Source organism: Actinomycetes bacterium (assembly GCA_022599915.1).
Lineage (GTDB): Bacteria > Actinomycetota > Actinomycetes > S36-B12.
Genome location: JAHZLH010000025.1, coordinates 1 through 11,692, shown reverse-complemented (window position 1 = coordinate 11,692; position 11,692 = coordinate 1). Strand labels below are relative to the sequence as shown.

10 protein-coding genes are annotated in these 11,692 nt (G+C 60.4%); 2 read left to right on the top strand and 8 right to left on the bottom strand.

All coding sequences use genetic code 11. The features are described from left to right. Nucleotides 1-226 precede the first annotated feature (226 nt). Complete coding sequence (locus K0U62_04330; GenBank protein MCH9800748.1) at nucleotides 227-640, top strand: hypothetical protein; 414 nt, start codon at nucleotides 227-229, stop codon at nucleotides 638-640. Between the two features lie 6 nt (nucleotides 641-646). On the opposite strand, the gene secA is transcribed toward K0U62_04330, so the two are convergent. From secA to K0U62_04300, 6 genes are all read right to left on the bottom strand, one after another. Then, nucleotides 647-3,451, bottom strand: a complete 2,805-nt coding sequence (gene secA, locus K0U62_04325) for a preprotein translocase subunit SecA (protein ID MCH9800747.1) — start codon at nucleotides 3,449-3,451, stop codon at nucleotides 647-649. 73 nt (nucleotides 3,452-3,524) lie between these two features. Then, nucleotides 3,525-4,118 carry a response regulator transcription factor gene (locus K0U62_04320; GenBank protein MCH9800746.1) on the bottom strand — a complete coding sequence of 198 codons (594 nt, stop codon included), beginning with the start codon at nucleotides 4,116-4,118 and terminating at the stop codon, nucleotides 3,525-3,527. Between the two features lie 32 nt (nucleotides 4,119-4,150). Further along, a complete protein-coding gene (gene raiA, locus K0U62_04315; GenBank protein ID MCH9800745.1) occupies nucleotides 4,151-4,801 on the bottom strand; it encodes a ribosome-associated translation inhibitor RaiA in 651 nt (216 codons plus the stop codon). Nucleotides 4,802-4,914: 113 nt separating this feature from the next. Continuing rightward, on the bottom strand, nucleotides 4,915-5,559 hold the full coding sequence (locus K0U62_04310) for a hypothetical protein (protein ID MCH9800744.1): 645 nt from the start codon (nucleotides 5,557-5,559) through the stop codon (nucleotides 4,915-4,917). A 68-nt stretch (nucleotides 5,560-5,627) separates the two neighbouring features. After that, nucleotides 5,628-7,163, bottom strand: coding sequence for a HAMP domain-containing histidine kinase (locus K0U62_04305; protein ID MCH9800743.1), 1,536 nt, complete (start codon nucleotides 7,161-7,163; stop codon nucleotides 5,628-5,630). Continuing rightward, on the bottom strand, nucleotides 7,163-7,843 hold the full coding sequence (locus tag K0U62_04300) for a response regulator transcription factor (protein MCH9800742.1): 681 nt from the start codon (nucleotides 7,841-7,843) through the stop codon (nucleotides 7,163-7,165). Before K0U62_04300 ends, K0U62_04305 begins: the two co-directional genes overlap by 1 nt. 109 nt (nucleotides 7,844-7,952) lie before the next feature. Between K0U62_04300 and K0U62_04295 the strand changes: the two genes are divergently transcribed. After that, nucleotides 7,953-9,572 (top strand): PQQ-binding-like beta-propeller repeat protein, encoded by a 1,620-nt coding sequence (locus K0U62_04295; GenBank protein MCH9800741.1) that lies wholly within the window; start codon nucleotides 7,953-7,955, stop codon nucleotides 9,570-9,572. Between the two features lie 38 nt (nucleotides 9,573-9,610). Here the strand turns inward: K0U62_04295 and K0U62_04290 are convergent, their stop codons facing one another. Then, nucleotides 9,611-10,381, bottom strand: coding sequence for a CPBP family intramembrane metalloprotease (locus tag K0U62_04290; GenBank protein ID MCH9800740.1), 771 nt, complete (start codon nucleotides 10,379-10,381; stop codon nucleotides 9,611-9,613). Next, the coding region (gene ahcY, locus K0U62_04285) for an adenosylhomocysteinase (protein ID MCH9800739.1) at nucleotides 10,382-11,692 on the bottom strand (1,311 nt) is incomplete at its 5' end. It abuts the gene before it with no gap.

The window sequence follows — 11,692 nt, the reverse complement described above, 5'->3', positions numbered from 1 at the left end:
GCCGCCAACTCCCACAGCTGTGGCAACTCAGTCATGGCTACCTCCCCCCCCTCCAGCATCCGCCGTCGCCGAGCCTGCCTGACGTCGCCCACACTCACGGGTGATCCGGAACACAGCATCTGGGGCTTGACGGGAACGCGGAGGCTAGATGTAGTCTCTCGAATCAAGGTAAATCGGATCAAATCGGATCAAATCGCATAGTTTGGCTGGCGCCACCTCTCCAACTGTGGAACTTGCTGTCGCCCCCATATTTCAACAGCCGTTGTCGTTGGAATGGCGAAAACAAGAACTCGAGACGGTACCCCAGCAAGCGGGGCCCGCCGTGACTTCGAGGACGCAGTACTGGATTGCCCAGTTGTCTCAGGGGATAGTCGAAGTCGCCGCCGGCCTACGACCGCCGAATCATCTGCACACGGTGGTGTCCCCGCGAGTGTTGAGCAGATTGCGGGTAATGCACGCAGTCGCTGGTTCGCGGGCCAACGCCCCCGTGCGCCGAACCAGCAGTGTGCGCGTCACCCAAGTGTCGCCGACAGTGCTTGAGGCCTGTGCGGTCGTGCACAGCCGGCGGCGTCCGCAGGCGGTGGCGCTACAACTGCGGCGGCGCCGCGATCGTTGGATCGTGACCGCTGCCGAGGTCTAGTCGCTACTAGCGGCGCTTCTTGCCCTTCTTCGAACGGGACCGTTGCACTCGCCGCCGTTCCGCCCGGGAAGCGTTGGGGTCGAGCTCCGACTCTGATTCCAACTCCGTGTCGGCATCTGCGGTGCGAGTCACCGCTCCGCCAGCGCCATCGATACTGGGCGCGGTGAGTTGCATATTTTGCGGCCGTTGCGGCCCGAGGCCCTTGGCGCTGATCTCAGGCGAGCCACTAGCGCCCTGAGTGGCAAATGCTGCGCTGGCCGTCGCGTCCACCAACCCGCTGGGCAGTTCAACCGCCTCTTCTTCGTCGGCCTCTTCCACCTCAACCTGCGCGTTGAACAGGTAACCCACCGTCTCTTCGCGGATGGCGTCCATCATGCCGTTGAACAGATCGTACCCCTCGCGCTGATACTCAACGAGCGGATCCCGCTGTGCCATTGCTCGCAGCCCAATGCCATGGCGCAGGTGGTCCATTTCGTGAAGGTGCTCGCGCCACTTGCGATCGAGGACCGACAGCACGACTTTGCGCTCGAACTCTCGCATCGCCTCGGCCCCGAGTTCCTCTTCCCGCTGCTCGTAGGCTTCGCGGGCATCGACGAGCAACTCTTCGGACAAGAAGTCCGTGGACAGTACCGTGACATCACCGCCACCTGCGGCGTCAATCATCTCGTCCACGGTGGCTTCCAGCGGGAAGAGCTGCTTCAGCGCCGTCCATAGTTGATCGAGATCCCAGTCTTCGGCGTAGCCTTCGCCGGTGGCGTTCACCACGTAGGCACGGATGGTCTCCTGCATGAACTGATGGACCTCACCGGAGATGTCCTCCCCCGCCAGTACCCGCTGCCGCTCGTCGTAGACGACGCCACGCTGCCGATTCAGCACGTCGTCGTACTTGAGTACGTCTTTTCGGATTTCGAAGTTTTGCGCCTCCCGCTGAGTCTGCGCTGAAGCGATCGCCTTGGTCACCATGCTCGCCTCGATCGGCTGATCATCAGGAACGTTGAATCGCCGCAGGAAGGCATCGACCATCTCCGCCTTGAACAACCGCATCAGGTCGTCCTGCAGTGACAAGTAGAACCGCGTTTCGCCGGGATCGCCTTGACGGCCGGATCGACCACGCAACTGGTTGTCGATGCGCCGTGACTCGTGGCGCTCGGTGCCCAACACGTACAGCCCGCCGAGCTCACTCACCTCGTCGTGCTCAGCGGCAACCGCTTGCTCCGCTTCGGCCAACGCATCCGGCCAGGCAGCCTCATAGGCGTCGCTATCTTCCACTGGGTCCAAGCCGCGTTTGGCCAGCGCCTCATTGGCCATGAACTCCGAGTTTCCGCCCAACATGATGTCGGTACCGCGACCAGCCATGTTGGTGGCCACCGTGACCGCACCCTTGCGCCCAGCTTGGGCCACGATGGACGCCTCCCGTTGGTGCTGCTTGGCGTTGAGGACCTCGTGCGGAACGCCGTTCTTGCGTAGTTGATCAGATAGGTACTCACTCTTCTCAACACTGACGGTGCCGACGAGAACCGGTTGGCCCTTTTTGTTCCGCTCGGCGATGTCCGCAACCACCGCGTCAAACTTGGCAACCTCGGTACGGAAGATCAGGTCTGGCTCATCCGCTCGAGCGAGATCCTTGTTGGTGGGAATCGGCACGACTCCCAATCCGTAGATCTGACTGAATTCGGCAGCCTCGGTCATCGCGGTACCGGTCATCCCGGACAACTTGTCGTACAACCGGAAGTAGTTCTGCAACGTAATCGTGGCCAGCGTCTGATTCTCCGCCTGAATCTGGACCTTCTCCTTGGCTTCCAGCGATTGGTGCAGACCCTCGCTGTACCGCCGACCGGACAGCACTCGACCGGTGTGCTCGTCAACAATCAAGATTTCGCCATCCATCAACACGTAGTCGCGGTCCCGCTTGTAGAGCTCTTTGGCTTTAACCGCATTGCTGAGGTAGGCGACTAGTGGAGAGTTGACGGTGTCGTACAGATTTTCGATCCCCAACTGGTCTTCGACCCGGTCAATGGCACTTTCGAAGATGGCGACGTTTCGCTTCTTTTCGTCAACTTCATAGTCCTCGTCTCGCTCCAAGGTGCGAGCGATCCGAGCAAACTCGTTGTACCACTGTGGGGCCTCATCAGCCGGACCGCTAATGATCAGCGGCGTGCGAGCCTCATCGACCAAAATTGAGTCAACCTCATCCACGACGGCGAAGGCATGACCGCGCTGCACCATTTCTTCCGGACTCCAGGCCATATTGTCGCGCAGGTAATCGAAGCCGAACTCATTATTCGTGCCATAAGTGATATCAGCGGCGTAGGCTTCCCGCCGCTCTACTGGGCTCATGTTGGCCAGGATGGCCCCGACCTCAAGGCCCAAGAACCGATGCACCCGACCCATCCACTCCGAGTCACGCGAGGCGAGGTAGTCGTTGACCGTGATGATGTGGACACCCTCACCCGTGAGCGCGTTCAAATAAGCGGGCAGGGTGGATACCAGCGTCTTTCCCTCACCGGTCTTCATCTCAGCGATATTGCCCAGATGTAGTGCCGCTCCACCCATAATCTGCACGTCGTAATGCCGCTGTCCCAGCGTTCGACGGGCAGCTTCACGCACTGTGGCGAAGGCCTCCGCCATGATCGCGTTCAACTCTTCACCGTCGTCGATTCGCTGGCGATACTGCGGAGTCAGCGCCCTGAGCTGTTCATCGCTCATTGCGGTGTACTCATCCTCGATGGAATTGACTTGGCGAACCACTGACTCCAGATTTCGCAGGATGCGTTTCTCTCCCACGCGCAGGAGACGTTCCATTAGCGACACGCTTCAACCCTTTCTCGGGAGTTGCAGATGGTCCTATCCTAGTCGCCGCCGACCCAGCAAGGCGGTGGCAGCATCAGCGAAGTTGGATGAGACCAGCACGAGCGGCAATTACAACCGCCTCGGTCCGGGAACTGGCCTGTAGTTTTTCCAACACGCTGCGCACGTGATTGCGAACAGTATTCTCCGAAATCACCAGCCGCTCCGCGATACCTCGGTTACTTGCTCCCTCCGCCATCAGCGACAGAATCTCCCGCTCTCGAGCAGTGAGCAGTCCGGTCATCGTTTGATCCGCACTGAGACGGGACATGACTTCGCCACCGACGGCAGCGGACACTTGCAGTTCACCTGAAATGGCTCCCGCAACTATCTGGGTCAACTCACTCTGGCTGCTGTCTCGATCCCAGATTCCCGCCACTCCGGACTGTACGTAGGGCATCGCGTCTGCCACCGACCGCCGAACAACGCCTAGGATGACCGGCGTGTGCTGCACATCCGGCCACAGTTGCGGATCGTCGAGCAGCAACTGCAGATCGATGAGTAGCGCATCTGGTGACTTCGCCACGAGCTCCGACACCTCAGCGGTCGATGTGGACCCCACCACGGCGAAGCCATCGTCAGTCAACAACTCCATTAGACCGCGGAGCATGACCGGTGAACGGTCGGCCACTGCTACTAGCCGCCGAGCAGATTCAGCGATCGTCAACTGGCAGCTCGCCCATCGATCGATCCGATTTCCAGCCTGATCAGGCCGTAGTCGTAGCCACGTCGGCGATAGAGCACGCTCGCTTGGTCCGCTTCGGCGTCATGGAAGAAGAAGAAATCATGGCCAACTGCCTCCATCTCGTCTAGCGCATCCATGACAGTCATCGGCTCGGTTGCATGGCGCTTTTCCCGCACTAGTACCGGACCCTCAGCCACCACTACGTCTGCCGCGTCCTCGGCATCCAGGTAGGCGGTCGCGGTGTCGGTTGGCTCTGCGTCAGGCCGTAGATCCGCTGGCTCCGGCAGCGGGCTCGTTGATGACACTAGTCGCGCCCGCCGACGGCGTTTGCTGCGCCGCTTATCGGACGCCCGCCGCAACCGCTCAGTCAACCGACCACACGCGTCATCCAGTGCGGCGTATTTGTCAGCAGCGTGAGACTCGACTCGAATCAACGGACCCTTGCCGTAGCAGTTGATTTCCACCTCGATCGCTCGATCCGCCATTCGGGGATTGTGCTCTTTGGAGACCTCGACATCCACCCGAGCAATGTCAAGCCCGAACCGCTCTACTCGCTCCAACTTCTCGGTCGCTAACGTCCGATAGTTGTCCGATACTTCCATGTGCCTGCCCCGCACGATGACATCCATTTCGCAGCCCTCCTGCCAGTGCGTCCAGGTAATGCACTTATTCGCGTCGCATTACCTGCTACTTCCACGCTACCGCCGACGGCAGCCGGTTTCCGCGCTGGGAGCGAGACAAGTTACGAAGATTTAGCGAGAACCGCGCCGGTAACCCTGCCCGCCTGTGCCGACCGCAGCGCCGTGGCTGCCGCGGTGAGCGTCGCACCCGTGGTGAGAACATCATCGATCAACACTACGGTTTCATCGACGAAGGAGACCCCAGGCCGAACGGCAAAGGCGTTCATCATGTTCCGGTATCGGTCTGATCCAGTGAGTCGCTTCTGCTGTCTTCGGGTACCTCGCCAGATCAGGTCCGCCCGGTACTGCCACCCCAGTTCAGCAGCCACCGCGACTGCCAGTTCTGCTACCAGATCTGCCCCACGTCGACGACGGGCGCGGGCAGTCGTTGGTATCGGAACAAGTACGGCAGCCGCGAGAGCTTGCTGCGTGACCGCCGCAGTCAGCCGGTCCACCAAGAAGTGCGCGAGCGCGGTGACTCCTCGCTCTTTGTAGCCGAGAATCGCTGGCGCCAACTCGCGGTAGGTCGCTGCTGTCGTCACCAGGAGTTCACCGCTCGTCACCGCGACTGGGCCAACTGCTCGCACTCGAACTTGGCAGGGAGCACATGCCCATGAACCTGGTTGTTGACACCAGACGCATTGCGATGGCAGCAGCAGCTGTCGGACATCCGCCCACAAACCGGCCATGGCCTCCGAACTCGACATGGGCCAAGCGTCGGGCCGGCGACCGGCAGCCGCTGGTGACAACGACCAGTTGGGGATGATGGCTGCTGTCAGCCGACCTTAGATATCTGCTGCTTCTGTTGATCAGAATGGGGACGATCGCTATTCAGCGGCAACGTCAGCGTGAAAATGCTGCCACGGTTTGGTGAGGCTGCCACGGTGAGATCACCGCCGTGCAACCGGGCATCTTCCCGAGAAATAGCTAAGCCCAACCCAGTGCCGCCCAGCGTCCGTGCTCGAGATGGATCTGCTCGCCAAAACCGCTCAAACACGTGATCAGCTTGCTCGGCTGTCATCCCACTCCCGCTGTCAGTGACCCGAAGTGCCGCATTTTGGCCATCACCAGTGATGGTGAGTTGCACTGGGTGGCCCGCGCCGTACTCGACTGCATTGACCAACAGATTCCGCACAATGCGTTTGATTCGCCGACTGTCACATGGCACGAGACATTCGGTGAGGCCAAGCAACTCAATCTCAACACTGTTATCGGCAGCCACCGCACTTACTAGCTCAATCTGATCAGCCGCTAGGGCGACCAGATCGACTTCGTCTGCCTCGAGCACTGCCTGCCCGGAATCGATTCGGGAGACCTCCAGCAAGTCCGCCAACAACGCTCCGAATCGCTCCACCTCCGACTGCAGCAGTTCCACCGTTCGCTGGGACTGCGACTGCGTGGCCACCCCGGAATCAGCCAACACTTCCGCCGCCATGCGAATGGTGGTCAATGGCGTCCGCAATTCGTGGGAGACGTCAGCTACGAACCGCTGCTGCATCTCCGACAGTTGCCGCAACTGGGTGATCTGTTCTTCCAGACTGTCCGCCATAGAGTTGAAGGACTCTGCCAGTCGCGCCATGTCGTCTTCACCACGAACTGGTAGCCGTCGACTCAGGTCCCCGGTGGCCAGCGCGGAGGCAGTCAGTGAGGCCTGTCGCACTGGCATTACCAAGCGATGACTCAACAGCCACGCAAACAAACCAAGGACCACCACTAGCGCGAGCCCAACGCCGATGATTGCCGATCGAATGAGCGCCAGCGACTGCTCAATCCCCTCTAGGTGAAACAGGTAGTACAGCCGGTATTGGCCTACTCCCTTGATATTGACCGGGGCACCCAAGACCAGACCCGGTTCGGTTCGGTCATCGGTGTAGCGGATGTCCCCGTAAATCCAAGCCGGGCCGCCTTCCTGCTCCAGCGCTTGGATCAATTCTGGCGGTACCGAATCTTGCGAGACCAGTTCCGTCGCACCTGCTGGCCGGGAGTCAGACTGCGATTTGGGCAGCAAAATGATGTCGAAGTTGGCGGGGCGACCGCCACGGGCCGCTAGTTCGGAGACCAAGTCATCAATGAGGTTGTTGGGATTACTGCCGTCGTCGTCGACGGCGTAAGTGCGGGCCAACGCTCTGCCGGCAGCAGCTTCCGCCTGGGCACTGCGCAGTTCTGATTCCAAGATTCCTGCAGAAATGCGCTGCATCAGCACGATGCCGGCAGCCCCTACCACCAATACGGTGACCAGCACGGTGGTCACCACGGTGCGGAACTGCAGCGACTCCCGCCACACCTGCATGAGTCCGCGGCGGCCTGCCATTAGACGTCGGAGCCTGCCCGGTAGCCCACCCCACGAACGGTAATCACATACCGAGGATTCTCTGGATCAATTTCGATCTTGCCCCGCAACCGCTGCACATGAACGTTGACCAACCGAGTGTCCGCGGAGTGTTGGTAGCCCCACACATCCCGCAGCAGCATGTCCCGAGAGAAGACTTGCCAGGGTTGGCGCGCCAAGCACGCCAGCAGTTCAAACTCCAGCGGGGTCAGCGAAATGGGTTCACCCGATCGAGTGACAGTGTGCCCGGAGTAGTCAATCTCTAGATCCAACAGTTTGATGATTTCCCGTGAGGGTTCCTGACCCGGTCGCATCTGCGCCCGCAGTCGCGCGATTAGCTCTTTGGGCTTGAACGGCTTGACCACGTAGTCGTCAGCGCCAGCCTCCAGCCCCTGAACAACGTCGGCGGTATCCGATCGAGCAGTCAACATGATGACCGGGGTATCGCCCTGCGCGCGGATGCGTTGGCATACCTGCACGCCGTTTAGCCCCGGAAGCATCACGTCCAGCAGCACTGCGGCTGGCTCTTCCTGCTCAATAGCTTCCAACGCCTCATTGCCGGTTCGGCAGACTGTGACGCCGTAGCCTTCACCTCGCAGCACGATGGTGAGCATTTCCGCCAACGCGGGATCGTCATCTACGACAAGTATTCGCCCAGACACGTCACCATCATGACACTCTCACCACCTCATCTGGTGAACCGCATCGCGACTGGGCGAGTGAAGTCGGTCCACTGCCGGGCCAGATCTGAACAAAACGTAGGCTGACCTGATGAAGTGGAACCGAACTGCGCTCGCCGTGATCGGCTTGCTGCTGCTGTGTGGTGTGGTCTTACTGGCTGCGATGTCCACCCCAGCGGTGCAACAGGCCGTCGACGCTAATCTGCGGGCGGCGACAGATTCGGGATCCGACTCGGAGTCGGCTCCGCAACCCGACGAGGTAGACAATCCGCAGGAGCGCGACGCGGGCCTGGTCACTGATTCTGAGTACTGGTCCGATCCCGCCAACGTGGGAAAGCCCTACCCGCCGGGAGAAGTAGCGGGGCTGTTGACCTTCCGGGGAAACCCGACCCGGACGTACTACGGCCAGGGGCCGGCGCCACGGACCACCCCGCAACAGGTGTGGCGTTATCCCGAGGAGGGTGGCCTCTGCGGGGTGTCCAACGACGGTGGCGGACCACAAACCTGGTGCGGTACCGGGTGGACCGGTCAGCCGACAACCTTCCAGCGAGATGATCGGCAATGGCTGGTGTTCGGGGCGTATGACTACGGCGTGCACTTTGTCGACGCTGATACCGGTGAGCAGATCCTGCCGCCATTCAAAACCGGAGACATCATCAAGGGCACCGTCACTATTGATCCGGACGGCTACCCGCTGGTCTATACCGGTTCTCGCGACAACTACCTGCGAGCGATCGCCTTCGATGGCAAGCGCCCCCGAGAGTTGTGGAAGTTGAGTGCCGATGCGGTTTCTCCCATCAAATGGAACAACGATTGGGACGGCTCACCCTTGGTCATCGACGACTACTTGTTTGAGGGTGGTGAAAACAGCCAGTTTCATATCGTGAAACTTAACCGCGGCTACGATGAGCGCGGCCGAGTAACGGTAGATCCCGAACTTGTCTTCAATACTCCCGGTTGGGACGAGAAGTTGCTGACTGAGTTCGGTAGCGATCAAGTCTCGATCGAAAACTCCGTCTCGATCTACCAAGACACCGTCTACTTCGCCAACTCCGCGGGCCTAGTGCAGGGCTGGGACATCTCCGGTTTGACGGAGGGACGCAAGCCCAAACAAACCTTCCGGTTCTGGACTGGTGATGACACCGACGCTTCGATCGTGATCGACGAACAGGGATTCCTCTACGTCGGATCTGAATACGAAAAGGGCAACGCGCGTTCGCGCAAAGTCGGTCAGATGATCAAGCTAGATCCCAGTTCTCCTGACAAGCCGCTGGTGTGGTCAGTCAACGATCAGGACAGTCTGCCCGCCGGTATTTGGGGCACACCCGCGCTACACAAAGACACCGTGATCTTCGATACCAACGCTGGTGAAGTGCTCGCGCTGGATCGAGAAACCGGTAAACAACGATGGTCTTTCCGGCTGGCAGGCCCCACGTGGCAGTCGCCAGTCGTTGTAGATGATGTCCTCGTCATCGGAGATTGCAGCGGCAAGGTCCGCGGCTACGACGTGGCCGACACTGCCGCTGAACCGGTTGAGCTGTGGCAGGTGAAAGTGGGTGGCTGCATCGAATCCACCCCTGCTGTTTGGGACGGCAGAATCTACATCGGCACCAGGGACGGCGGTATCCACGCCCTTGCTGCATCAGATGGCAGCCCATTACCCACTGATGGCGAATCAACCGCGACAGTTCCAGACGGGCAATCGGAGTAGATCGCTGCGGGTAATCAGCCATCGCTATCGGCGACGCACTAAGGCGCGAGCGCGAGGATTCCTAGCGCACCGGGCAGGTTATTGACAGCGTGGGCGACCACGGGGGCACCCAGTCTGCCGGTCCGGTGGCGCAACCAGCCGAACACCAGGCCGACAGCGAACAGCACCCCCAGCCGTACTGGCTCAAAGTGCAGCAGCGCGAAGAGCGCGGCAGTGATCAGAATGCTGCCCCAGCCAGCGACGCCGCTGCGAACGACAGCGGCGAACAGCAGTCCCCGGTAGCCGATTTCCTCGGCCAGCGGCGCCCCCAACAACACCACCATCGCGAACAGCACCAGTTGCCAGCTGTGGCCGTTTAGGGCGATCTCTTCCGCGGCGTTTCCCGCCGCGGAGTCGAAAGAGCCAGCCACCCATTCGGTTGCAAGCGCGGCAACCCAACCGAGCAGATAGGCGGCAATCCCCCCGGCCACACCCCACAGCAGATCAGCGGATTGGAACTTTAGGCCCAGGTCCAACATCGGCCCGTTGCCCCACACCCGAGTCGCAAACAGCGGCCAACCGGCCAGCGCCACCCACGAGGCCAACGAACCACCGAGAACGAGCAACGCGAAATCGACATCCATGTCAGCTAACGACAGGAAGGCCACCAAGATCGCGAAAGCGATACTGAGGACCCAAGCCCCAATCAGGCTGATGGATACGTCAGGCCAACCCCACGACGTCGGAGAAAGTGGGCGCCCCTCAACGACTGCCGCAGCAGTCGTCGCCGGACAACCGGGATAGTCGGCTGGCCGCTCGGTGCGCATCACTCAGTAGCGATAATGCTCTGGCTTGTAGGGGCCAGCAACGTCAATACCGAGATATTCCGCCTGCTGTTTGCTCAACTCGGTGAGTTCCACCCCGAGTGAATCCAAGTGGAGTCGAGCCACCTTCTCGTCTAGATTTTTCGGCAGGACATACACGCCGATCGGGTAATCATCTGGTTTGGTGAACAGTTCGATCTGCGCCAACACCTGATTGGTGAACGAGTTGGACATGACGAAGGACGGATGTCCGGTGGCATTGCCCAGATTGAGCAACCGACCTTCACTCAACATGATGATCGAGTGGCCATCGGCGAAGCGCCACTCATCCACCTGTGGCTTGATGTTGTTCTGTTCCGCCAAAGCCGGCAGACCGGCGACATCGATCTCGTTGTCGAAATGTCCAATATTGCCGACAACTGCCTGGTGCTTCATCTCTGCCATCTGCTCAGCGGTGATGACGTCCTTGCAACCCGTGGCGGTGATGAAGATGTCAGCGCTATCTAGGACGTCCTCTAACCGGGCTACCTGGTAGCCGTCCATCGCAGCCTGTAGGGCGCAAATGGGGTCGATTTCGGTGATGATGACGCGGGTCCCTTGACCGCGGAGCGAATCAGCACAGCCCTTGCCAACGTCGCCATAACCGCAGACCACAGCGGTCTTGCCACCCAACAGCACATCGGTCGCCCGGTTGATGCCGTCCACGAGCGAATGCCGACAGCCGTACTTGTTGTCGAACTTGCTCTTGGTTACCGAATCATTCACATTGATGGCCGGGAACAGCAGCGAGCCTTCCTGCAACATCTCGTATAGTCGGTGAACTCCGGTGGTCGTTTCCTCCGTGACGCCCACAATCTGAGCGGCCATCTGGGTCCATCGTCCAGGCTGCTCGGCCAAAACGCCTCGCAACAACTCCAAAATGACCCGGTATTCCTCGTTGTCGTCTTCGGTGGCCTGCGGCACTGCCCCGGCCCCCTCGAACTCAACCCCCTTGTGGATCAGGAGCGTGGCATCGCCGCCATCGTCGAGCAACATGTTCAGGCCACGCTCGCCCCAATCCAGTGCCCGCTCGGTGCACCACCAGTACTCGGTCAGCGTCTCACCCTTCCAGGCAAACACTGGCACGCCAGCCGGCGCAGATTCAGTTCCGGTGGGACCTACAACGACCGCAGCCGCCGCATGGTCTTGTGTGGAGTAAATATTGCAGGACGCCCAGCGAACTTCGGCACCTAGTACCGTCAGGGTTTCAATAAGGACGGCGGTCTGCACGGTCATGTGCAGCGATCCGGTGATGCGTGCACCCCGCAGCGGTTGCCG

Coding starts and splice junctions, on each gene's coding strand:
- raiA (MCH9800745.1), bottom strand. CDS start 4,801: ATGGATGTCATCGTGCGGGGCAGGCACATGGAAGTATCGGACAACTAT.
- K0U62_04310 (MCH9800744.1), bottom strand. CDS start 5,559: ATGTCGAGTTCGGAGGCCATGGCCGGTTTGTGGGCGGATGTCCGACAG.
- K0U62_04305 (MCH9800743.1), bottom strand. CDS start 7,163: ATGGCAGGCCGCCGCGGACTCATGCAGGTGTGGCGGGAGTCGCTGCAG.
- K0U62_04295 (MCH9800741.1), top strand. CDS start 7,953: ATGAAGTGGAACCGAACTGCGCTCGCCGTGATCGGCTTGCTGCTGCTG.